27 protein-coding genes are annotated in these 21,767 nt (G+C 46.3%); all 27 read left to right on the top strand.

Annotated elements, in window-relative coordinates:
- Nucleotides 1-141 precede the first annotated feature (141 nt).
- Entirely contained in the window at nt 142-1,020 is an 879-nt protein-coding gene (locus tag KNQ04_RS08925; RefSeq protein ID WP_214849683.1) for a tyrosine-type recombinase/integrase, read from the top strand.
- A gap of 13 nt (nt 1,021-1,033) precedes the next feature.
- Nucleotides 1,034-1,585, top strand: coding sequence for an ATP-dependent protease subunit HslV (gene hslV, locus KNQ04_RS08920; RefSeq protein ID WP_214849680.1), 552 nt, complete (start codon nt 1,034-1,036; stop codon nt 1,583-1,585).
- Nucleotides 1,578-2,951 carry an ATP-dependent protease ATPase subunit HslU gene (gene hslU, locus KNQ04_RS08915; protein WP_214849677.1) on the top strand — a complete coding sequence of 458 codons (1,374 nt, stop codon included), beginning with the start codon at nt 1,578-1,580 and terminating at the stop codon, nt 2,949-2,951. The genes hslV and hslU overlap by 8 nt, the downstream gene beginning before the upstream one ends.
- 16 nt (nt 2,952-2,967) lie before the next feature.
- Nucleotides 2,968-3,747, top strand: coding sequence for a GTP-sensing pleiotropic transcriptional regulator CodY (codY, locus tag KNQ04_RS08910; RefSeq protein WP_214849675.1), 780 nt, complete (start codon nt 2,968-2,970; stop codon nt 3,745-3,747).
- Nucleotides 3,748-3,991: 244 nt separating this feature from the next.
- Nucleotides 3,992-4,354, top strand: a complete 363-nt coding sequence (flgB, locus tag KNQ04_RS08905; RefSeq protein ID WP_214849672.1) for a flagellar basal body rod protein FlgB — start codon at nt 3,992-3,994, stop codon at nt 4,352-4,354.
- Between the two features lie 3 nt (nt 4,355-4,357).
- A complete protein-coding gene (flgC, locus tag KNQ04_RS08900) occupies nt 4,358-4,756 on the top strand; it encodes a flagellar basal body rod protein FlgC (RefSeq protein ID WP_214849669.1) in 399 nt (132 codons plus the stop codon).
- Nucleotides 4,757-4,771: 15 nt separating this feature from the next.
- Complete coding sequence (gene fliE, locus KNQ04_RS08895; protein ID WP_214849668.1) at nt 4,772-5,062, top strand: flagellar hook-basal body complex protein FliE; 291 nt, start codon at nt 4,772-4,774, stop codon at nt 5,060-5,062.
- Nucleotides 5,063-5,090: 28 nt separating this feature from the next.
- A complete protein-coding gene (fliF, locus tag KNQ04_RS08890) occupies nt 5,091-6,659 on the top strand; it encodes a flagellar basal-body MS-ring/collar protein FliF (RefSeq protein ID WP_214849665.1) in 1,569 nt (522 codons plus the stop codon).
- Between the two features lie 4 nt (nt 6,660-6,663).
- Nucleotides 6,664-7,671: a flagellar motor switch protein FliG gene (fliG, locus tag KNQ04_RS08885; protein ID WP_214849663.1), complete on the top strand. Its 1,008-nt coding sequence runs from the start codon at nt 6,664-6,666 to the stop codon at nt 7,669-7,671.
- Complete coding sequence (locus tag KNQ04_RS08880) at nt 7,655-8,380, top strand: FliH/SctL family protein (protein WP_214849660.1); 726 nt, start codon at nt 7,655-7,657, stop codon at nt 8,378-8,380. The genes fliG and KNQ04_RS08880 overlap by 17 nt, the downstream gene beginning before the upstream one ends.
- Entirely contained in the window at nt 8,373-9,686 is a 1,314-nt protein-coding gene (gene fliI / locus KNQ04_RS08875) for a flagellar protein export ATPase FliI (protein ID WP_214849658.1), read from the top strand. The genes KNQ04_RS08880 and fliI overlap by 8 nt, the downstream gene beginning before the upstream one ends.
- Before the next feature lie 12 nt (nt 9,687-9,698).
- On the top strand, nt 9,699-10,133 hold the full coding sequence (locus tag KNQ04_RS08870) for a flagellar export protein FliJ (protein WP_214849656.1): 435 nt from the start codon (nt 9,699-9,701) through the stop codon (nt 10,131-10,133).
- A 35-nt stretch (nt 10,134-10,168) separates the two neighbouring features.
- Entirely contained in the window at nt 10,169-10,678 is a 510-nt protein-coding gene (locus KNQ04_RS08865; RefSeq protein WP_251136960.1) for a MotE family protein, read from the top strand.
- Nucleotides 10,679-10,694: 16 nt separating this feature from the next.
- Nucleotides 10,695-11,891 (top strand): flagellar hook-length control protein FliK, encoded by a 1,197-nt coding sequence (locus KNQ04_RS08860; RefSeq protein WP_214849654.1) that lies wholly within the window; start codon nt 10,695-10,697, stop codon nt 11,889-11,891.
- Complete coding sequence (locus KNQ04_RS08855) at nt 11,875-12,342, top strand: flagellar hook capping FlgD N-terminal domain-containing protein (protein ID WP_214849652.1); 468 nt, start codon at nt 11,875-11,877, stop codon at nt 12,340-12,342. Before KNQ04_RS08860 ends, KNQ04_RS08855 begins: the two co-directional genes overlap by 17 nt.
- Nucleotides 12,342-13,241, top strand: a complete 900-nt coding sequence (flgG, locus tag KNQ04_RS08850) for a flagellar basal body rod protein FlgG (RefSeq protein WP_214849649.1) — start codon at nt 12,342-12,344, stop codon at nt 13,239-13,241. Before KNQ04_RS08855 ends, flgG begins: the two co-directional genes overlap by 1 nt.
- Nucleotides 13,238-13,474, top strand: coding sequence for a flagellar FlbD family protein (locus KNQ04_RS08845; protein WP_214849646.1), 237 nt, complete (start codon nt 13,238-13,240; stop codon nt 13,472-13,474). The genes flgG and KNQ04_RS08845 overlap by 4 nt, the downstream gene beginning before the upstream one ends.
- The gene (locus tag KNQ04_RS08840; protein WP_214849643.1) at nt 13,449-13,898 is read left to right on the top strand and encodes a flagellar basal body-associated FliL family protein; all 450 of its coding nucleotides are present in this window, start codon (nt 13,449-13,451) and stop codon (nt 13,896-13,898) included. Before KNQ04_RS08845 ends, KNQ04_RS08840 begins: the two co-directional genes overlap by 26 nt.
- 9 nt (nt 13,899-13,907) lie before the next feature.
- Entirely contained in the window at nt 13,908-14,891 is a 984-nt protein-coding gene (fliM, locus tag KNQ04_RS08835; RefSeq protein ID WP_214849641.1) for a flagellar motor switch protein FliM, read from the top strand.
- A 1-nt stretch (nt 14,892) separates the two neighbouring features.
- Nucleotides 14,893-16,053 (top strand): flagellar motor switch phosphatase FliY, encoded by a 1,161-nt coding sequence (fliY, locus tag KNQ04_RS08830; protein ID WP_214849639.1) that lies wholly within the window; start codon nt 14,893-14,895, stop codon nt 16,051-16,053.
- Nucleotides 16,054-16,065: 12 nt separating this feature from the next.
- Nucleotides 16,066-16,431, top strand: a complete 366-nt coding sequence (locus tag KNQ04_RS08825; RefSeq protein ID WP_029330789.1) for a response regulator — start codon at nt 16,066-16,068, stop codon at nt 16,429-16,431.
- Between the two features lie 77 nt (nt 16,432-16,508).
- Nucleotides 16,509-16,919, top strand: a complete 411-nt coding sequence (locus KNQ04_RS08820; RefSeq protein WP_251136959.1) for a flagellar biosynthetic protein FliO — start codon at nt 16,509-16,511, stop codon at nt 16,917-16,919.
- On the top strand, nt 16,916-17,584 hold the full coding sequence (gene fliP / locus KNQ04_RS08815; RefSeq protein WP_214849637.1) for a flagellar type III secretion system pore protein FliP: 669 nt from the start codon (nt 16,916-16,918) through the stop codon (nt 17,582-17,584). The genes KNQ04_RS08820 and fliP overlap by 4 nt, the downstream gene beginning before the upstream one ends.
- An 11-nt stretch (nt 17,585-17,595) precedes the next feature.
- Nucleotides 17,596-17,868 (top strand): flagellar biosynthesis protein FliQ, encoded by a 273-nt coding sequence (gene fliQ / locus KNQ04_RS08810; protein ID WP_012370733.1) that lies wholly within the window; start codon nt 17,596-17,598, stop codon nt 17,866-17,868.
- Nucleotides 17,865-18,632 carry a flagellar biosynthetic protein FliR gene (fliR, locus tag KNQ04_RS08805; RefSeq protein WP_214849624.1) on the top strand — a complete coding sequence of 256 codons (768 nt, stop codon included), beginning with the start codon at nt 17,865-17,867 and terminating at the stop codon, nt 18,630-18,632. The genes fliQ and fliR overlap by 4 nt, the downstream gene beginning before the upstream one ends.
- A gap of 1 nt (nt 18,633) precedes the next feature.
- A complete protein-coding gene (gene flhB, locus KNQ04_RS08800; RefSeq protein ID WP_214849622.1) occupies nt 18,634-19,725 on the top strand; it encodes a flagellar biosynthesis protein FlhB in 1,092 nt (363 codons plus the stop codon).
- A gap of 14 nt (nt 19,726-19,739) precedes the next feature.
- Nucleotides 19,740-21,764 carry a flagellar biosynthesis protein FlhA gene (flhA, locus tag KNQ04_RS08795; protein ID WP_214849619.1) on the top strand — a complete coding sequence of 675 codons (2,025 nt, stop codon included), beginning with the start codon at nt 19,740-19,742 and terminating at the stop codon, nt 21,762-21,764.
- The last annotated feature ends 3 nt before the right edge of the window (nt 21,765-21,767 follow it).

Raw genomic sequence — 21,767 nt, 5'->3', positions numbered from 1 at the left:
GGACTTTCACCCCATTTCTTAATTTTTCATAAAAGCGTGATAACTTTGTCATTTTTTCGATTTTTGGTCTATTGTCAGACTACTTAGTGTGTGCTATGCTAAGGTCGATTCGAGTACAAATGGTCAAGAGGAGGCTCGAGAATGGGATTAGACAAAGAGTTTGAACGACTGCGGAAAGACTTTTTGCGGTACGTGCATATCGAACGTCAACTATCTCCGAATACGGGTCGCTCTTATGACCAAACCCTTCGACAATACGCCGCTTTTTGCCTCGATCATCAACTCCGATCGATTGAATTGGCAACTGCACGGCGTTATTTGTATGCACTCTATGATCAACAAGCTTCACGGTCGACGATTGCGCAGAAAGTATCTTGCTTGAAGCAGTTCGGGCGTTTCTTGACCCGAGATACGGATGCAGTCAATCCTTTTGAGGGATTGAAAACACCGAAACGTGCTCAGACATTACCGACTTTTTTAGTGCCGTCTGAGTATGAGCGTTTTTTAGAAGCCTTCCGAACAGAAGACATACTTGGAAATCGAAATGTCGCAATGATTGAATTGCTCTATGCGACCGGGATGCGTGTCAGTGAGCTAGCGGGACTGAATCTTCAAGATCTGGATCAGGATGTCGAGTACGTCCATGTATACGGGAAAGGTCGAAAAGAACGGATTACCCCAATCGGTTCGTTTGCGAGACAGGCTTTACAAGTCTACTTGCGAGAACGACGAGCAAAGGATGATCAAGAACAAGCTGTGTTCGTCTCGAAATCGGGCCGTCGGCTGACGACGGATGGGATCCGTAAGATTCTAAAAAAAGGGGATCATCTGCTATCAAAGCATGTAACCCCCCACGCACTCCGGCATAGTTTTGCGACCGACTTGCTTGAGAGAGGGGCAGACCTTCGTGCGGTCCAGGAGCTATTAGGTCATGCCTCTTTATCGACGACAGGGCAATATACACATGTGACGACGGAGCGGCTGCGCCATGTCTACCAGCAAGCGCATCCGCGTGCTTAAAGGAGGAAACAGAATGTTTCATGCAACGACGATTTTTGCGATTCAACATAACGGTCAATCCGCGATGAGCGGAGATGGTCAGGTGACATTCGGAAACCAAGTCATCATGAAGAAAAGTGCGAAAAAAGTACGCCGCCTGTATGGCGGAAAAGTCATTGCCGGGTTCGCGGGAAGCGTAGCGGATGCCTTTACACTCTTTGAGAAATTTGAAGCAAAACTTGAAATGTACAACGGGAATCTACAACGTGCTGCAGTCGAGCTAGCAAAAGAATGGCGTGGCGACAAAATGTTACGTCAGCTCGAAGCGTTACTCCTCGTCATGGACGGAACACATCTCCTGCTTGTTTCCGGAAATGGTGAAGTGATTGAGCCGGATGACGGAATTCTCGCCATCGGTTCAGGCGGGAACTACGCGCTTGCAGCAGGTCGGGCGTTAGCGCGTCATGCCGGACAGATGTCAGCTGAAGAAATCGCACGCGCTGCCCTTGAGACAGCAGGCGAACTGTGTGTGTTCACGAATGATCAAATTATCTTAGAGACGATTGGAGGAAGTGCAGATGCATGAATTGACACCGAAACAAATCGTAGCCAAATTAGATGAGCATGTCGTCGGACAAGCCGATGCCAAACGTGCTGTTGCAATCGCACTCCGGAATCGGTATCGACGGCAATTACTTGACCCGGTGTTACGGGACGAGGTCACTCCGAAAAACATCTTGATGATTGGACCGACCGGTGTCGGGAAGACTGAAATCGCAAGACGATTAGCGAAACTCGTACGCGCACCGTTCGTTAAGATCGAAGCGACTAAATTCACGGAAGTCGGATATGTCGGACGTGACGTCGAATCGATGGTACGGGATTTAGTTGAAGCCTCGCTTCGTCTCGTCAAAGATGAGAAAAAAGAAGCCTTAAAGGACCGGGCGGAAGCGGTCGCGAATGAGCGAATCGTTGATGCGTTAGTCGGGAAAAAAGCATCATCAGGCCTCGGTGGAGGAAGTAATCCGTTCGAAATGCTGTTTGGTGGAAACCAAAAACCGCCTGAACAAGAGACAGCGAATGAAACGGCAGACCGTTCTGTCATTCGTCAACAGCTGTTTAGTGGTCAACTAGAAGACCGCATGATTGAAGTGGATGTCGAAGAACGTCAAATGGATTTATTTTCGGGACAACAAGGGATGGAAGGTTTAGCAAACTTACAAGATATGCTGGGCCAAGTCATGCCGAAGAAAACGAAGAAAAGACAGTTGACCGTGAAGGAAGCACGACCAATCTTGACAGCAGAAGAAGCGGAACGGTTACTCGATTTAAATGAAGTCCATGACGAGGCCGTCCGGCGCGCTGAACAGATGGGTATCATTTTTGTTGATGAGATTGATAAAATCGCCACAAAAGGTCAAGATAGTGCCGGTGTATCGCGTGAAGGTGTCCAGCGTGATATCTTACCGATCGTTGAAGGGTCGACGGTCGTCACGAAGTATGGTCCTGTCAAGACGGACCATATGTTATTTATCGCAGCTGGTGCGTTCCATATGGCAAAGCCATCTGATTTAATCCCGGAATTACAAGGGCGGTTCCCGATTCGTGTCGAACTCGACAGTTTGACAGAAGAGGATTTCGTCAAAATTTTGACAGAACCGAATCAAGCGTTACTCAAACAATATAAAGCATTGCTTGGCGCAGAGCAGGTCCATGTCACCTTTACGGAAGACGCGATTCGTCAAATCGCCCGGATTGCTGCACAAGTGAATGATGAAACAGATAATATCGGAGCACGACGACTATATACCATCATGGAACGGGTGTTGGAGGAACTATCATTTGAAGCGGCAGATATGCCGGAGTCAGATGTTACCATCACACCACAATATGTCATGGACCGAGTCGGAAAAGTAGCGGATGATCGTGACTTAAGTCAGTTCATCTTATAAGTGGAGGAAGAAAATCATGAATTTATTGGCAAAAACACGTAAGCTAAATACGATGTTACAACAGGAAGCAAGCACACATGTAGACTTTAAGGTTATGGCAGAGCGGTTAAGTGAAGTCATGGAGTCGAATACATTCATCGTCAGCCGTCGTGGGAAATTACTCGGTATTGCCATTAAGCAACAAATTGAGAATGCGCGGATTCGTGGATTCCTTGAAGAACGTCAATTCCCGGAAGATTATACGAAACGTTTGTTTAATGTCACGGAAACGACAGCAAATATTACAATCGATAGTGAACATACAGCATTCCCGATTGATAACCGTGACACGTTCGAAACGTCAAAAACAACGATCGTGCCAATCATCGGTGGTGGTGAACGGTTAGGGACACTCGTCCTCGGACGGATGGTTGATGACTTTGATGAAGAAGATCTCGTCCTCGCAGAATATGGGGCAACGGTCGTCGGCATGGAAATTCTTCGTGAAAAAGCACATGAAGCAGAAGATAAGGCGCGTAAGAAGGCTGTTGTCCAAATGGCGATCAATTCGTTATCTTATTCAGAACTCGAAGCAATCGAACACATTTTTGAAGAACTCGATGGTAACGAAGGATTACTTGTCGCTTCGAAAATCGCGGACCGCGTCGGAATCACACGTTCTGTCATCGTCAATGCGTTACGGAAGCTCGAGAGTGCTGGGGTCATTGAATCACGTTCGCTTGGAATGAAGGGGACATATATCAAGATTTTAAATGATAATTTCCTTTATGAATTAGAACGAATCAAATCAAATTAATTAAAAATTGTATACAAGAAAAAAAGACCTAGTAAATCACTAGGTCTTTTTTTCTTGTATAGGTATTATTTATCATTTTTATAAGAAAAGGTAATAAAAAACAGAAATTTAACATCTCATTCCCCTATTTTTCAAAAAACTTCTTTTCAAACATTGACCTATTTGTTTCAATTATTTCAGAAGTATTACTAATGATGTCAAAGAAAAGAAATAATGATGATATAAACGACTTGGAGGTTGAGAGATGAATTGGCTTGGTTCAGATTATTCACTCATGACACAAGCGGTCAATCGGACGGTTGCCGCTCAAAAAGTAATTTCAACGAATATCGCGAACGTCGATACACCTGGTTATAAGGCCAAACGGCTTGTGTTCGGAGATGTTTTAAATTCAGAGATGAAGATGAGCTTGAAACGCCACACAACGATTGATACAGGAGGAAGTATCGTCGAACAAACTGGGACGATGCGTAATGACGGAAATGGGGTCGATATCGATCTTGAGATGTCTGAATTATCGCGCAACCAAATTGAATATGAAGCGTTAGTCGAACAATTAAACCGTAAATTTTCCGGTATTCAATCCGTAATCCGGGGAGGGAGATAACCGATGACGATGTTTTCAGGATTTCATACCTCGGCAACAGGATTAACGGCACAGCGTCTTCGGTTGGATACGGTTTCAGCGAATATCGCTAATGCCCAGACGACACGGGGAGAACTCGTAAATGGTGAATGGCAACCGTATGCACGAAAGCTGGCGGTCTTAAAAGAAACAGGAAATGGTGTAACGGTCAGCGAAATTAGAAAAGACAAAGAGTCGTTTAAATTAGAATATAATCCGAATCATCCAGACGCAGACGAATTAGGATACGTCAAAATGCCGAATGTTGACTTACTGAAGGAAATGGTCGACATGATGGGGGCGACCCGTTCTTATGAAGCGAACGTCACGGCGCTCAACGCAACGAAGGCAATGCTCGTCAAGGCAATGGAAATCGGTAAATAATAAGGAGATGAGATCATGGCCATTCAATCCATTCAAGGAATGCAACAAATGGTACTCCCGTCACAATCAATCGCTAAGGCGTCACCAGGCGACTTCAGCGATATCCTGAGCCAAGCTATCAACGGCCTGAATGAAACGCAACAAGCGTCGTCACAGGCACGAGTAGACCTTGCAACAGGGAAGACGACGGACTTACATAACATCATGATTAAAACAGAAGAAGCATCGCTTTCTATGCAACTCGCCATCGAAGTCCGAAACAAAGGGATTGAGGCATACCAAGAAATGATGCGTATGCAACTGTGACTGTTAAGGAAAGCGTGGGAGATGTTTGATGAACGAACGGTTAAAAGCGCGCTTTAGCGCAGTCAGCACAACATGGAATGAATGGTCGCTAGCAAAAAAAGCGACGGTGATTGGAATTATACTCATTGTTTTAGCAGCTTTGATTGTCGCAATCATTTGGTTAAGTAAACCGACGATGACGCCATTATATTCAAAATTATCTCCACAAGAAGCAGGTCAAGTAACGGAAAAATTAAATGAAGATGGTGTGAAATCGGAAGTCGTAAGCGGGGCGGACGGGGTCACGATTCTTGTCCCGGAAGCAAACGCGGAAAACTTGAAAGTCGAATTAGCGACTGCAGGCATCCCGAAATCCGGTCAAATCGATTATTCCTTCTTTAGTGAAAATGCCGGATTTGGAACAACAGATAAAGAAATGAACATCTTAGAGCGGGATACGATGCAGACAGAACTTGAAAATTTAATTACACAAGTCAATGGAATCGATGCTGCGAAGGTGATGATCACCTTACCTGAAAAAAATGTTTTTTTATCGGATGCAGAAGAAACTTCGACTGTCTCGGTTGTGTTGACGTCAAGTGCTGGAAGTGACTTGAATCAACAGACCGTCCAAGGACTTTACCATTTAATCGCAAAAAGTATTCCTAATTTAAAAGAAGAAAACATTACGATCATGGATCAGTACTTTACGTACTATGAGCCGGGTCAAGGAACGCAAACGGCTGGTGGAGCTGATCCGATGCAGTTGAAGAAAACGACTGAAAATGATTTACGTAAACAAATCCAACAAATGTTGTCAGTCGTCCTCGGACCGCAAAAAGCACTCGTATCCGTCACAGCAGATGTTGATGTAACGCAACGTCAAGAAGAACAAAAATTAGTCGAACCAGTCGACCCAGATAAAATCGAAGGCATCGTGACATCAGCAGAGAAAGTGGCTGAAGCGTATACGGGTGCAGCGAATGAAGGAACTGCCGGGACAGGTGAAAATGAAACCATCAATTTCCCTGCCGGAACAGGTACGACAGGTGATACGAGTGATAAAACACACGACATCATCAATTATGAAGTGAACCGGATCACGAAGCAGATTACAGGTGCACCATATGAAATTCGTGACTTAGGCATTCAAGTCATCGTTGAACCGCCAAAAGGTCAAGCACAAATCGATCCGCAGCTTCAAACCGATCTTCAAACGATGCTCTATTCAATTATCCGGACATCAATCACGAAAACGGATGCTAAAACAACGTTGACGGATGCGCAACTGGCGAACAAAGTTGTCGTCATGTCACGGCCATTCGCGAAAACACCGACACAAACGGCGACGACTTCCGTCACACCGATGTGGGTCTGGTTCGCACTAGGAGCGGCAGCATTGATTGTCATCGGCGTAATCGTCATGATGATGCGTCGACGTAAAGCAAATGAAATCGAAGAACTGGAAGAATGGACACCGATTGAAACAGAGATTCCAGAAATATCGACCGAAGATACGAGCGACGGGGCAGTCAAGCGAAAACAACTTGAAAAACTTGCATCCTCAAATCCAGATGAATTTGCGAAGTTATTACGCACATGGTTAGCGGAGGATTGATGAGATGAAAAAACTAGAAATGAACAGTCGGGAAAAAGCGGCGATTTTGATGATTTCGCTTGGCCCTGAAGTGGCAGCGAATGTTTACAAACATCTATCTGAAGAAGAGATGGAATGGCTGACTTTACAGATTTCGAGCATGAAACGGATCGATCCTGAAGAAAAACAGGAAGTTCTAGAAGAATTCCATGAATTAGCGACCGCACAAAGCTACATCACACAAGGCGGAATCGGCTTTGCGAAGAATGTTCTCGAAAAAGCACTCGGCGAAGAGAAAGCGATGGAGTTGATTCACCGCTTGACCTCGACGCTGCAAGTCAGACCGTTCGAGTTCGCGCGTAAAGCAGATCCGAAGCAACTGTTGAACTTCATTCAAAACGAACACCCACAGACGATTGCGCTTGTTCTAGCGCATCTTGATCCTGGAAAGTCTGGCCAAATCCTTTCCGAACTTCCGGCTGAAGCTCAGTCGGACGTCGCGCGACGGATTGCGACGATGGACCGGATGAACCCGGAAATCATCAGTGAAGTCGAACAGATTTTGGAACGTAACTTATCACAAGCCGGCATGCAGGATTATGCGCAGTCGGGTGGAATCGAGGCAGTCGTTCAAGTCTTAAATGGCGTTGACCGTACGACAGAACGGACGATTCTTGATACGCTGGAAATTCAAGATCCGGAACTTGCGGAAGAAATCAAAAAGCGGATGTTCGTTTTCGAGGATATCGTCACACTCGATGCACGTGCGATTCAACGGATCATTCGCGAAGTTTCGAACGAAGACTTATTACTGTCACTGAAAGTATCATCGGACGATGTCAAAGAAATGGTTTACCGCAACATGTCTCAACGAATGGTCGAGTCGTTCAAGGAAGATATGGAATTCATGGGACCAGTCAGACTGCGGGATGTCGAAGAAGCGCAAAGCCGGATCGTCGGCATCATTCGTCGCCTCGAAGATATGGGTGAAATCGTTGTAGCACGTGGTGGAGGAGATGATATCGTTGTCTAACGTCATCAAACGACAAATCGTCATCGAGCGAGATCAACAAACAATCTTTCACCAAGAAGAGCGCACGATGGAGCATGAAGCCGAACCGAGTATGACCTATGAGGAATTGATGGCGAATGGTCAACAGGAACTCGAACGTCAAGTTCAACGGATGCGTCAACAAGAGGAAGAACGACGACTTGCTTTCGAGCAGGAGCGCGAACGTACATTACGGGAAGCAAAAGAGCAAGGGTATCGTGAAGGACTCGAACGCGGGCAGCAAGACGGGTTGGCCCAGTATCAGCAGCAACTTGAAACGATCAATCAATTTGCTGAACGTCTCGAACAGATGCAGCAAGAGCGTTTGATGGCGATGGAAGATGAATTGTGTGCGTTATCACTTCAACTGACACATCACTTTTTAGAAAAGCTACATGATACGGATGAAGAGGCACTTTACCAAACGATCCATCAACTGATTATTCAGTTCCGCGACCGTCAAAAAATCATCGTCTATACTTCGGCACAAGATTTTGAACGGGTCATTTTACTGGATGAGCGCCTGCATACGATTCTTGGCGGAGCAGCGACAATCAGCTTACGGATTGATCCGGCACTCGCACCACGTGATTTCCGAATCGATTCAGAAAACGGTGCCATCACGGGTGGTCTTAAGTCAAGTTATGATGCCTTACTGAAACATGTGACCGAGGTGCTGCAGGATGTATAACATCAAACAGTTACAAGCTGCCATTCGAGACATCCGGACAGAAGACTTAATCCAACATTCCGGGAAAGTCGTCCAAGTCATCGGCTTGATGATTGAATCGAGAGGACCGACAGCTGTCGCAATCGGAGAACGGTGTTTAATTCAACTGCACCGCGGACAAGAAATCGAAGCGGAAGTCGTCGGGTTTCGAGAAGGGCATGTCTTATTGATGCCATATGGTGAGACAACAGCCATCGCACCCGGTTCAATCGTCATCGCGACGGGCAAACCACTGCATGTTCCGGTTGGAGAGGAACTGATTGGAAAAGTGCTCGACGGTTTAGGGCGGGCACTTGATGGAGAGTCTCTCGCGCATTTACGGACGACTTCAATCGTGCGCAAACCACCGAGTCCGCTCGAACGACCTCGCATTAGTGACGTGTTATCAACAGGAATCCGGGCGATTGATGGTCTACTTACGGTCGGTCAAGGACAACGGGTTGGTTTGTTTGCCGGATCAGGAGTCGGAAAATCGACCTTGCTCGGCATGATTGCTAAACGATCGACGGCAGACATCAACGTCATCGCATTAATCGGAGAGCGTGGTCGGGAAGTCAAGGAATTCATCGAGGCGGAGTTAGGTGAAGAAGGTATGAAACGCTCGATCATCGTCGTCGCGACGAGTGATCAGCCACCGCTCGTCCGGTTAAAAGGAGCCTATACCGCAACTGCAATCGCAGAATACTTTCGGGATCAAGGAAAGAATGTCGTCTTGATGATGGACTCCGTCACCCGGTTTGCCATGGCGCAACGTGAGATTGGTCTGGCAACGGGAGAACCACCAGCGTCAAAAGGATACACACCAAGTGTATTCGCTTTGCTCCCTCAGTTACTTGAACGAAGCGGAAAAACAACAGCAGGTTCCATCACGGCGTTTTATACCGTGCTCGTCGATGGGGATGATATGAATGAACCGATTGCAGATGCGGTCCGAGGCATTCTTGACGGTCACTTTGTACTTGACCGTAGTTTAGCGAACAAGGGACAGTATCCGGCGATTCATGTCTTACGTTCCATCAGTCGGGTCATGAATCAAATCACATCGACGGAACATAAAGATAGCGCCATCGTCTTTCGACAGTTGCTATCAACATATCTTGATGCCGAAGATTTGATCAACATTGGCGCGTATAAAAGTGGTACGAATCCCGAAATCGATCGTGCCGTCGAAAAATATCCGGAATTGATTGGTTTTCTCAAACAGCGCGTCGAAGAGGCTAGTCACTTTGAAGACGGAAAAGCGCGTTTAATCACAACGATTCGCTAAGGAGGAAAAGGTATGAAAACAATCTATGACCGCATCATCCCTTTAGCCGAGGCAGAAAAGGATCGTGTGTCGAAACAAACGGCTGAAAAAAAGAAACGGTATGAAGTGGAAGTCGAGAAATTGTATCACCTGCTCGTCCGCTACGAAACTTTTTTAAAAGCGCAAAACGAAACCGGGACGGTTGAGCTACTCGCCTCTCAATACCGCGAACGGGCACGGGATGTCGTCAAACAGCAAATCGAACGACAACAACTGTACGTGACCCAAGCTAAAAATCAGTACGAGCGTGCTCAAGTCGAACTAAAAGAAGCGATGATTGAAGAAAAGAAATTCTCACGTTTACAAGTGAACCAATTAGAAGCAGAACGGCAAGTGAATGCGTTAGTCGAACAAAATCAATTGGATGAACTGGCACTGTTACAGTTTGGAAGAGGGCGGACATCATAAGTAATTCAAAATCATCAAAACAATGGATCTTACCATTGTTGATCATCCCCTTAATCTTAATCTTAGGTACTGCGTATCTCGTCTTAAATTATGCAAACGGAAGACCGATTTTTTCAGTCCCGTTTTCGACGGAAGAAACGGCAAAAACGACGGCGCCGGTGAGTGGTACGGCAGATTTAGAAAACCGATTAAAAATTGCCAATCAAGAAATTAAAAAGTTACGCAATCAAGCATCCGAACAAACGAATACGCTCAAGGTCAAGGAACAAGAAATTACCCGTTTGATAGCAGAGCGTGATCAATTGAAACAAGTACCTGAGGAAGATACGACGCAAGGTGAAAACAAGAAAACGAAACAAGCAACGGTGACGGATGTCTATGCAGAAATGTCACCAAAAGAAGCAGCATTGATTTTGAATGAACTCAGCCCGACGGAAGTCGCGCCAATCATTCAAAAAATCGATGCCGGGCAACAAGCGGCCATCATCGCCAAGATGGATGCTAAAAAAGCCGCTGCGTTGACACAGTTGTTAGCGACAGAATAGAGGTGAAAACAGCGACATGAATGGAATCGATCTTCAAAATAGTCAAGTGGCACAGGGCGTGTCAAAAGCAGGGGGTAAAGCTCCAGCAACTGCAAATGGATTCGGAAATTTTGCTTCTTTGTTACAATATCTGACAACGACAGGACAACCGATGATGCCGCTTGAAAATCCGATTGAAACAGATGCTGAAGGTGGGTCTTTGGAGGACGGAGACGTGTTAGTCAAGCTGTTAGCAACACAACCGGATCAAGCACTCGATTTACTTGAAGCGCCACAGTTAGAAGAACTGAAACAAGATCCGAAAATAGCGATGCAACTCATTCAACTCGTCAAAGCAATCCATAGCGGACAAGCTGAGGAAGCGGTTGAACTGATGCACCAACTTCCGACGGGTGTCGAACAAGCTGTTACCACGGTCATGGCATCGATTTTAGTCCCTCAAAATGTTTCGCAAGTCAAACAAGGTGCGGTCGTCGCTACGAAAAGTGACTTAAAAACGACGACTGTTGCGTTGAGTAAGGAAAACTTACCGTTAACGCCGGGTGATGTAACGAATTCGAACACCGGTGCTTTAGCTAACGTAAAAAATAGTTTGGCTCTTCATGAATCGTCGGGACGGACACAACAAGGAGCTGCACCACAAACGAACTTTAATCTGAAGGGATTCATTGACAGCAAATCACTCGGTAATGAACCGGCAAAAGCCGTTGCGGATCCGGAAGGCAAAGCACAACCACTACCGATTCCTTCACTTCAATTATTTAAAAATAATCAAGTGCTCAACGTTCGCCCGGCACTTCTTCAAGGAAGTACCATTGATGAGCAATTAGCACAACGGATTGAAGCCGCTTTGAAACAAGCCCCATTCCTCAAAGGGGCAGACGGTTCGACACGGATGTCGATTCGACTCTATCCGGAACAACTCGGTGAAGTCGTCGTTCAACTCGACCGAAAAGAAGGCGTCTTGACGGTTAAATTGTTTGCCGGGACGGAACAGGCGAAACAACTGATGGACCAGCAACTAGGCAAGCTTCAAAGTTCACTCCAGCATCAAGCCCCACTCCTTAAAATCGAGACGGGGATGCTCGCTTCAAGTGTGAAAGAATTTGACTCTGGTGGAACCTCACAGGAACGGCAACAGACACCTCACGAGGATCAACCGACTTCACAAGAGGAAGAACTAGAGGAGGAAGAAGATGACGGATTCAATTAAAGCAACGTCACCGTACCAACTGCCGGACAAATCGACAGCTGTCCCGAACAATTCGATGGATAAAGATATGTTCATGAAAATTTTGATTGCCCAGTTGTCGAACCAAGATCCAACGGCACCGATGGAAGATAAAGAATTCATCTCTCAGATGGCCCAATTTTCTTCACTTGAACAAATGCAAACGATTGGCAAGGGAATCGACACGATGCTTTTGAATCAACATGCGAATTCGTTGTTGACGTACAGCAACCTGATTGGCAAAGCGGTCAGTTATGAAGCAGACGCAACGGTCAGTGATCCCTCAGGTGCAGAGACGACAACGACTGTCAAAGAATCAGCAAATGTCATAAGTGTTAAACGGGACGGAGTCGACGTCATCGCAGAACTCTCGAACGGAAAAAGCATTAGCGTCTACGAGTTAACGGAAATTAAAACAAAGGAGGAAAAATAATGTTACGTTCAATGTATTCAGGAATCAGTGGGTTAAAGAACTTCCAGACAAAGCTTGACGTCGTCGGGAATAACATCGCAAACGTCAATACGTTCGGGTACAAAAAAGGTCGGGTTACGTTTAAAGACCTTGTTAACCAATCGGTCGGTTCAGCTTCAGGAGCAGGCGGCGGCGTCGGGGGAACAAACCCGAAACAAGTCGGACTCGGGGCGTCGATGTCGACGGTCGATAATGTCTATAACCAGGGCGCGCTTCAAAATACAGGACGGACACTCGACGTCGGGATTTCGGGTGAAGGGTTTTATCAAGTCTTAACGGCGGACGGCGTTCGTTACTCACGTTCAGGGAACTTCTATACGGACCTACAAGGAAATATCGTTACCGGGGACGGGAACTATTTGATTGGTCTCTCAGATCCACCACCAGCAAACCCGGGACAACCACCTGCAGATCAGGCAAACTTGCCAGCAAACACATACAATCCAGCGACTGGTCAAATCACAAATAAAGTGAACAATGGCTACATGAAACTCCAAATCCCGACCGGTGCCCAAAACTTGGCAATCGGGAAAGATGGATTAGTCACATTCGTCGATGCGACAGGCGGCTTACAACGTGTCGGATATGTCTCGATGGCGAACTTCGCGAACCCCGGTGGTCTTGAAAAATCCGGTGTTAACTTATTTTCTGCTTCGCAAAACTCAGGAGTCGCTGCAACGGGGACACCAAGTACGAACGGACTCGGACAATTGACATCCGGTACGCTCGAGATGTCGAACGTTGATTTGTCGGAAGAATTCACGGAAATGATTATTGCGCAACGTGGGTTCCAGGCGAATACACGAATCATTACGACGTCCGACCAAATTTTAGAAGAACTTGTTAACCTGAAACGATGATTACTTTGACGACGTTGCGTGAAGCGTCACTCGTGCTGAATGCGATTTTAATTGAATCGGTTCGTGCGACACCGGACACGACAATTCAACTTGTTGGAGGACAAACCTACATCGTCAAAGAATCATTGGAAGAGGTAAAAGCGGCAACAATCGATTTTTACCAACAAATCGGTTTAGCGGGCTTGAACAGCATTAGGAGGCTCGAAGATGGCAGAAGAAAAGAAGAAGAGTAAGTTAAAAATTCCATTGATTATGGTCATCGTAGCCCTGATGATGATTGGTGCAGGATATATGTTGTCGAAATATCTGTTAGCAGGGGATGAGACAGAGGCGAAGGTCGAACAACCGACTGGTGCTGAACTCGAAGAACGGAGTTTTCAAACGGATGACTTGACGACGAACATCGCCGATGAGCGGTTTCTAAACGTTCAGTTCACGATTGTCACGGACGATGTGGCGACGAAAGAAGAGCTTGAACTGCGGAAGTTCCAAATCAACAACATCATTCTGGGTGATTTAGCATCGATGAAAAAACAGGATTTAGATTCAAAACAAGACATGGCAAAGCTTGAAGAAAAATTACGTGGTCAATTCAAGAAACTTCTTCAAGAGGGCGATGTTCAACGCGTCTATACGACGAAAAAAATCATCCAGTGAGGTGGCAGCATGAGCGAAGTATTATCACAACACGAAATTGACGCCTTGCTATCAGCCATTTCGAGCGGAGATATGGAAGTCGAGGAAATCCGAAGTCAAGAAGAAGAACGCCGTGTCAAAGTCTATGATTTCAAACGGGCGCTTCGCTTCTCAAAAGATCAAATGCGCAATTTGACTCGTATCCATGAGCAATTCGCACGCGTGCTGACGACACATTTTTCAGCCCAACTTCGAACGTATGTCCAGTTTACGGTCAATACGGTCGAGCAGTTACCATACGACGAATTCATTCATTCCATTCCAAACATGACACTGATTAATTTAGTAAATTTGCACCCTCTCGATGGAAAAGTCATCTTCGAAGTCAATCCGACGATCGCTTACGCAATGCTTGATCGTCTGTTAGGCGGACCGGGTGAGGGGATGAATAAGATTGAAAACCTGACTGAAATCGAAACAAAGATTTTAACACAATTATTTAAGCGGGCTTTCGTTCAATACGGTGATGCGTGGGAATCCATCACAGAGGTAGAAGCAGAATATGATGACTTAGAAATCAATCCACAATTTCTTCAACTCGTCTCACCGAACGAAACGGTCATCCTCGTGTCGATTTACGTGACGGTCGGAGAGGTCAGCGGGACGCTTAATGTATGTTTACCATTCGTGACCCTTGAACCCATCATCCCAAAACTGTCGAGTCATTTTTGGATGCAACAAGAAAAACAGAAATCAGTTGGCAACAAAGCGTCTGAACAGATGCAAAACCAGTTGATGGGGTCCATCGTCGATTTGAAAGCAGTGCTCGGCCAAACAGAACTGTCGTTTGGAGAATTGTTACACCTCGAGGTAGGCGACTGCCTGTCCCTGAAGACACGTACATCCGACGCGGTTGAGTTATATGTCGATGATCGGAAAATGTTCAAAGCGCGACCTGGTCTGAATGGGAAGCATCTCGCATTACAAGTCATACAACGAATTGAGGAGGAATAACATGAGCGATATGCTTTCGCAAGATGAAATCGACGCGTTACTACGTGGGACCCCGTCGCCTGAAGAGTCGGCTGACACGAGTTCACCCGATGAAACCGAAGAACTGGATGATATGGAAATTGACGCACTTGGTGAAGTAGGAAATATTTCACTCGGTAACTCGGCAACCGCTTTGTCTGCATTATTGAACCAAAAGGTCGAAATCACGACACCGCACGTCCGGATGATTACGATGGAAGAATTACGCAGTCGTTATCCAATCCCACACGTTGCCTTACGCGTCGGATACACAGAAGGTTTTAAAGGCGAAAATGTTTTGATTTTAACGCAACGTGATGCGTCCGTCATCGCCAACTTGATGATGGGTGGCGACGGGACGATTGATGAGGATCACGAAATGGAACCGATTGCCCTTTCAGCTGTCCAAGAAGCGATGAATCAAATGATGGGTGCCGCCGCAACATCGATGTCGACCGTCTTCTCGATGCGGATTGATATTTCACCACCGGCAGTCGAAGTATTTGACTTCTCTCAAGAGAAAAGTATCGTCGACAGCTTTTCGTTATGGGAAAGCATGGTCATCATCGAGTTTGATTTAAAGATTGGCACGTTGATTGATTCAAAAATCGTCCAACTCGCACCACTCGAATTTTCTAAACAGTTGATTCAGAAGTTATTTAGTGCAAGTACGACGACGAGTGAAGAAGCAAACAGTGCCGCAAGTGAACCGGTGCAACAGACGCAGCAACCACAACATGAAGCACCGCGGCAACAAGCACCGCAGCAACAAGCACCACAGTACGAAGAACCACGTTATGAAACACCGGTTGAGCCGAAGAAAGAACCTGTCGGTGTGAGCCCGGTTCAGTTTGGACAGTTCGGCGATGTCCAACAAGAAGGTGTACCCGGTAATATCGGCATGCTATACGATGTACCGTTAAATGTGACGGTCGAATTAGGTCGGACACGCCGTTCCGTGCGTGACATACTGGAGTTAACACAAGGTTCGATCATCGAACTTGATAAGTTGGCTGGAGAGCCGGTTGATGTATTTGTCAACAATACATTGATTGCGACAGGTGAAGTCGTAGTCATTGAAGAAAACTTTGGAGTACGGATTACAGAAATCGTAAATACAAAAGAACGTCTACGGATGTTCTAAGGAGGAAATAGGATGAGTGCAAAAGTTTTGATCGTAGATGATGCAGCTTTCATGCGAATGATGATTAAGGAAATTTTATCGAAGAATGGGTATGACGTTGTCGGTGAGGCAGAAAATGGTCGCGAAGCTGTGGCGAAATACAAAGAGTTGACACCGGATCTTGTGACACTCGATATCACGATGCCAGAAATGGATGGCATTTCAGCTCTTAAAGAAATCAAAGCGTTTAACCCGGCAGCTAAAGTCATCATGTGTTCAGCGATGGGACAACAGTCGATGGTCATCGATGCGATTCAAGCTGGTGCAAAAGACTTTATCGTCAAACCGTTCCAAGCTGACCGTGTACTCGAAGCCGTTTCGAAAACTGTTTCGTCATGAAAAGACTGACCTTCTTGACCTGTCTTCTATTGTTTTTGTTTTCAGCACAAGTTGGCGCAGAAACAGTAGAAGAGAACTTGAATCCATCTAAGAAGAATGAACCAACAACTCACCAGGTCGATGGGTCGTCGACGATTGTGACGATAATTAAAGTCATCGTAGTGCTCGTAGTATTAATCGGAGGATTTCTCCTTGCCGTCCGTCTAATCAATGATCGGACGCGAGGGGTCCGACAATCAAGTCGTCTCTCACATCTTGGTGGTGTGCCGCTTGGAAAGGATCGGTCGGTTCAACTCGTTCAAATCAACGATAAAGTCTATGTCGTCGGTGTCGGACAAAATGTTGAATTGCTTGATACGCTCGAAGCAGATACGGATTGGTCAGCTGAAGAGATGCAAGAGATGAAACAGACAACAAGCGAATCGCCCTTTCTGGAATCGTTTAAGCAACAGCTTGATCAATTCCAGAAGAAACGAGGCCGTTCATGACGACAATTGAAAATTTGATTTCGTTAGATACACCGTCTGGTACAGCGACGTCCGTCAAGTTACTTGTCTTACTGACGTTATTGTCACTCGCACCGTCGTTATTAATTTTAATGACCTGTTTCACACGTGTCGTCGTCGTCCTGTCATTTGTCCGTTCGGCACTCGGAACGCAGCAGACGCCTCCAAACCAATTATTGGTCGGACTTGCCTTATTCATTACATTATTCGTCATGTCACCTGTTCTGACAGAGTTGAACACGACAGCGCTTCAACCATACATGGATGAAAAAATCAGTCAAGATGAGGCATTCGATCGGGCAGGTGGGACGATGAAACGCTTCATGTCAAAACATACACGAACAAACGACTTGGAATTGTTTTTAAAGTACGGGAATTACGAAAAACCAAAAAAAGTCGAAGATATCCCGCTTGTCGCGCTAGTTCCGGCTTACGCGATCAGTGAATTGAAAACAGCGTTTCAAATCGGGTTCATGATTTTCATTCCGTTCCTCGTCATCGATATGGTCGTATCGAGTGTATTGATGTCGATGGGGATGATGATGTTACCGCCCGTGATGATTGCGCTACCGTTTAAACTATTACTCTTCATTCTCGTCGATGGTTGGCATTTAATTGTCGAATCATTACTTGTCAGCATGAAGTAGGGAGGAACGACATGACGCAGGAAATGATTATTCAACTGGCGAGTTCGGCTGTTTGGACGTTGTTAAAAGTTTCAGCACCGCTTTTGCTTGTCTCACTCGTCGTGGGTCTGCTCGTCAGCATTTTGCAAGCGACGACGCAAATTCAAGAGCAGACGCTTTCGTTCGTCCCGAAAATTGTTGCCGTCTTTTTAGCGCTCGTCTTTTTTGGTCCTTGGATCATGGAGGAGCTCAAGACATTTACGATTGAAATCTTTAAGCAGATTGCCGAGGTTTCGAGGAAATGACGTTATTGTCTTTTGTCAGCGTCTTCTTGCTTGTATTTGGTCGCATTGTCGGATTTCTCGTCGCAGCGCCCTTATTTTCATCCAAACAATTACCGGCCCAGCATAAGTTAGCTTTAGCTGCTGGACTTGCCTACTTTGCCAGTTATGCGGTCAAGACGTCAGTCAACGTCGAAGACTTTGATTTTTTCTTTCGGATGGGCACGGAAGTGATCGTTGGTCTAGCTCTTGGATTACTGGCGAGCTTTCTGTTGTATGCCCCGCAAATCGCGGGATCGATCATCGACTTACAGATGGGTCTCGCGATGGCATCCGCCTATGATCCAATGTTCGGCGGACAGTCACCGATTATCGGTCGCTTTTATTACATGTTGACGTTACTCGTCTTACTTGCTTCCGACATGCACTTGATTTTACTGGACGGGATTTATACGAGCTTTCAAATCTTCCCCCCAGGGAGTGCCATATCGGTTTCAGGAGAGGCGGGCATGAGTCTCGTCGTCCGTGTCGTCGGTCTTGCGATGTTGACGGCACTTCAGATGGCGATGCCGCTCATCGTGTCCTTGTTCCTCGTCGATCTTGCGCTTGGCTTTTTAGCGAAGACGGCACCGCAGTTCAACATTTTTGCAATCGGGTTTTCCGTGAAGCTACTGATGGGCTATGCGATTCTGTTTTTACTGGCCGGTTCGACGATTGCAGGGATTTCAAAGTTTGTCCCATTGTTACAAGATGTACTCGCAGACGCCATACGTTTACTAGGAGGTTGAGATGAATAGATATCCGTTACAACTCGACCTTCAGTATTTTGCCGGTGAGAAAACAGAAAAAGCTTCCCCGCGAAAACGTGATGATTCGAGGAAAAAAGGACAGGTTGCGAAGTCAGCCGATTTAACGAGCAGCTTAATGTTGTTCGCGATGTTTCTTGTCTTATTTTTCTTCGGTCCGTTTCTCGCAAAACGGTTCGTGATGGTGTTAGAGACGGGACTGAGCGCGGACTCCGTTCTCGTTGCCGTCGAAGAAGGACGTGTCCAACAAATTTTAGTTGAGATGCTTGGACAAATGGCGATTTTGGTCGCCCCGTTCTTCCTGACAGCAGTCACGATTGGTGTCTTAGGGAATTTCCTTCAAATTGGTTTCCTGCTGAGTGCTGAATCGATTCAACCGAAACTGGACCGGATTAACCCACTTCAAGGTGTGAAGCGTATCGTCAGTATGAAAGCACTCATCGAATTTTTAAAATCTGTTTTCAAACTGCTTGTCATCGGAATGACGAGCGGCACCGTATTATGGAACAACAAGGTTGAAATCTCACGTTTGACGTCAGAGCCAATCGGAGATGCCTTAGCCATTATTGGTCATTTAACCTTTTTACTTGGTCTTTCAGTCAGTATCGCGTTGATTGCACTCGCCGTCCTAGATTTTGCCTATCAAAAATTTGATTTCGAAAAATCGATCCGGATGAGTAAACAAGATTTAAAAGATGAACATAAAAACACAGAGGGTGACCCGCAAATCAAAGGAAAAATCAAGCAACAGCAGCGGGAGATGGCGATGCGGCGGATGATGCAAGAAATTCCGAACGCAGATGTCGTCATCACGAACCCAACCCATTATGCGGTCGCGATTCAATATGATGATGGAAAACATGCGGCACCGATTATTGTCGCGAAAGGTGTAGATGCTGTCGCATTCCGTATTCGGGAGAAGGCGACAGCAGCTGACATCCCGATCATCGAAAATCGTCCGCTCGCGCGGGCCTTGTTCGCAAAATCAGAGATAGGTATGGCAGTGGATGAATCATTTTATCAGGCACTCGCTGAAACACTCGCCTTTGTCTACCAAATGAAACAAGCAAAATGAAAGGATGAAGCATCATGACCATTTCAACAAGAGATCTTTCCGTGCTGCTAGGCGTCATCATGATCGTCTTCATGCTAGTCATTCCACTGCCAGGATTTTTACTCGATTTTTTAATCATCATCAATATTTTAATCGCTTTGATGGTCTTACTCGTTGCGATGAATGCCAAAGAAGCACTTGAGTTTTCAGTTTTTCCAACCTTACTTCTCATCGTTACGTTGTTTCGTTTAGCGTTAAACGTATCGACGACCCGGTCAATTTTATCGAACGGGAACGGGGGCGAGGTCATCGAAGCATTCGGCAGTTTTGTTGTCGGAGGAAATGCCCTCGTCGGTTTCGTCGTCTTCTTGATTCTCGTCTTGATCCAATTTCTCGTCATTACGAAAGGGTCAGAGCGGGTTTCGGAAGTTTCGGCCCGGTTTACACTGGACGCGATGCCCGGGAAGCAGATGGCGATTGATGCTGATTTGAACTCCGGCATGATTGATGAACTGCAGGCACGGACACGCCGACAAAAAATCCAGTCCGAAGCCGACTTTTACGGAGCGATGGATGGTGCGTCGAAGTTCGTTAAAGGAGACGCAATCGCCGGCATCATCATCGTCATCATTAACTTGATTTTCGGAATGATTATCGGTGTCGTCCAACAAGGGTTACCGATGACGGAATCAATCAACTTGTATACACTTTTGACGGTCGGGGACGGGTTGGTCAGCCAAATCCCAGCCCTGTTGATTTCTGTCGCAACCGGCATCATCGTCACGCGTTCGACATCAGACGGTAATTTAGGGGAAGACATCATCGGTCAGTTGTCGCGGACACCGTTATTGATCATGATTGGCGCCGGCGCGATTTTCTTACTCGGTCTGTTCACGGCGATTCCGGACTACGTGACGATTCCTGTTGCTGCTGCCGCTGCCTTCTTTGCTTGGCAATTGAAGCGGACACCGAAGGCGACGACAGAAGAAGTCGCCGTCGAGGAAGAAACGACGGAAAACCTGCGTTCGAGCGAATCCGTCATCTCGCTTTTAAATGTCGATACGATCGAGTTTGAGTTCGGATACGGATTGATTCCACTTGCTGATGAAGCACAGGGCGGCGATTTACTTGACCGGGTCGTCATGATTCGGCGTCAACTGGCACTAGAGCTTGGTTTCGTCCTTCCGACCGTCCGGATCCGGGATCACTTACAACTTCCACCGAACCATTATCGGATTAAAATTCGCGGGAGCGAGATGGCGACAGGCGAATTGTTACTCGATCACTACCTCGCAATGAGTCCCGGAGTCGACGACCCTGAAATTCAAGGGATTGAAACGGTTGAACCGGCATTCGGAATGCCTGCGCTTTGGATTGACGAACAAACAAGAAGTCGGGCGGAAATGTCTGGGTATACGGTCGTTGATCCGCCGTCGGTCGTCGCGACGCACTTGACGGAGCTTCTTAAAAAACATGCGTCTGATTTACTCGGCCGGGAAGAGACAAAACAATTGGTCGATCACTTAAAAGAAACCCATCCGATTTTGGTCGACGAAGTCACGCCACAATTGTTGACGATTGGGGAGCTGCAAAAAGTTTTCGTCCAACTCTTAAAAGAAAAAATTTCAATCCGCAACTTACCGTTGATTTTTGAAACGCTGGCTGACTATGCTGCCGTGACAAAAGATAGCGAGTTACTCGCTGAGTATGTCCGTCAAGCCTTATCCCGACAAATTACGGAACAGGTCCTGCAAGGCGATGTGTTACATGTCGTTACGGTCTCGAGCGAAATGGAAATCGAGATTCAGTCTGCCATTCAAAAAACAGAGTTTGGAAATTATTTAGCACTGGATCCTGAAAAAGCGACACGGTTCATCGAATCCTTTAACGAACTCACGACTGAATTCGAACGGTATGGTGTCCAACCAATCATCCTAGCCTCACCAAGCATTCGGATGTTTGTTCGTCAGTTGACGGAACGTTACTTCCCGGACGTACCGATTTTGTCTTATAACGAATTGATTCCGACAATCGAAGTCAAGAGCATTGGGGTGATTTAACAG

It is taken from the genome of Exiguobacterium sp. s193 (genome assembly GCF_018618755.1).
In the GTDB taxonomy this organism is placed as follows: Bacteria; Bacillota; Bacilli; order Exiguobacteriales; family Exiguobacteriaceae; genus Exiguobacterium_A.
Note: the sequence above shows the minus strand (reverse complement) of the source record. Positions and strands in the feature narration are given on the sequence as shown.

Excerpts from the sequence above, each read along its gene's own strand:
- fliQ (WP_012370733.1), top strand. The coding sequence starts at position 17,596 with ATGACGCAGGAAATGATTATTCAACTGGCGAGTTCGGCTGTTTGGACG.
- hslV (WP_214849680.1), top strand. The coding sequence starts at position 1,034 with ATGTTTCATGCAACGACGATTTTTGCGATTCAACATAACGGTCAATCC.
- codY (WP_214849675.1), top strand. The coding sequence starts at position 2,968 with ATGAATTTATTGGCAAAAACACGTAAGCTAAATACGATGTTACAACAG.
- fliP (WP_214849637.1), top strand. The coding sequence starts at position 16,916 with ATGACGACAATTGAAAATTTGATTTCGTTAGATACACCGTCTGGTACA.
- KNQ04_RS08880 (WP_214849660.1), top strand. The coding sequence starts at position 7,655 with ATGATATCGTTGTCTAACGTCATCAAACGACAAATCGTCATCGAGCGA.
- KNQ04_RS08870 (WP_214849656.1), top strand. The coding sequence starts at position 9,699 with ATGAAAACAATCTATGACCGCATCATCCCTTTAGCCGAGGCAGAAAAG.
- KNQ04_RS08845 (WP_214849646.1), top strand. The coding sequence starts at position 13,238 with ATGATTACTTTGACGACGTTGCGTGAAGCGTCACTCGTGCTGAATGCG.
- KNQ04_RS08840 (WP_214849643.1), top strand. The coding sequence starts at position 13,449 with ATGGCAGAAGAAAAGAAGAAGAGTAAGTTAAAAATTCCATTGATTATG.
- flgG (WP_214849649.1), top strand. The coding sequence starts at position 12,342 with ATGTTACGTTCAATGTATTCAGGAATCAGTGGGTTAAAGAACTTCCAG.
- fliE (WP_214849668.1), top strand. The coding sequence starts at position 4,772 with ATGGCCATTCAATCCATTCAAGGAATGCAACAAATGGTACTCCCGTCA.
- fliY (WP_214849639.1), top strand. The coding sequence starts at position 14,893 with ATGAGCGATATGCTTTCGCAAGATGAAATCGACGCGTTACTACGTGGG.
- flhA (WP_214849619.1), top strand. The coding sequence starts at position 19,740 with ATGACCATTTCAACAAGAGATCTTTCCGTGCTGCTAGGCGTCATCATG.
- fliM (WP_214849641.1), top strand. The coding sequence starts at position 13,908 with ATGAGCGAAGTATTATCACAACACGAAATTGACGCCTTGCTATCAGCC.
- hslU (WP_214849677.1), top strand. The coding sequence starts at position 1,578 with ATGCATGAATTGACACCGAAACAAATCGTAGCCAAATTAGATGAGCAT.
- fliR (WP_214849624.1), top strand. The coding sequence starts at position 17,865 with ATGACGTTATTGTCTTTTGTCAGCGTCTTCTTGCTTGTATTTGGTCGC.
- fliF (WP_214849665.1), top strand. The coding sequence starts at position 5,091 with ATGAACGAACGGTTAAAAGCGCGCTTTAGCGCAGTCAGCACAACATGG.
- KNQ04_RS08860 (WP_214849654.1), top strand. The coding sequence starts at position 10,695 with ATGAATGGAATCGATCTTCAAAATAGTCAAGTGGCACAGGGCGTGTCA.
- flgB (WP_214849672.1), top strand. The coding sequence starts at position 3,992 with ATGAATTGGCTTGGTTCAGATTATTCACTCATGACACAAGCGGTCAAT.
- KNQ04_RS08855 (WP_214849652.1), top strand. The coding sequence starts at position 11,875 with ATGACGGATTCAATTAAAGCAACGTCACCGTACCAACTGCCGGACAAA.
- flgC (WP_214849669.1), top strand. The coding sequence starts at position 4,358 with ATGACGATGTTTTCAGGATTTCATACCTCGGCAACAGGATTAACGGCA.
- fliG (WP_214849663.1), top strand. The coding sequence starts at position 6,664 with ATGAAAAAACTAGAAATGAACAGTCGGGAAAAAGCGGCGATTTTGATG.
- fliI (WP_214849658.1), top strand. The coding sequence starts at position 8,373 with ATGTATAACATCAAACAGTTACAAGCTGCCATTCGAGACATCCGGACA.
- KNQ04_RS08825 (WP_029330789.1), top strand. The coding sequence starts at position 16,066 with ATGAGTGCAAAAGTTTTGATCGTAGATGATGCAGCTTTCATGCGAATG.
- flhB (WP_214849622.1), top strand. The coding sequence starts at position 18,634 with ATGAATAGATATCCGTTACAACTCGACCTTCAGTATTTTGCCGGTGAG.
- KNQ04_RS08925 (WP_214849683.1), top strand. The coding sequence starts at position 142 with ATGGGATTAGACAAAGAGTTTGAACGACTGCGGAAAGACTTTTTGCGG.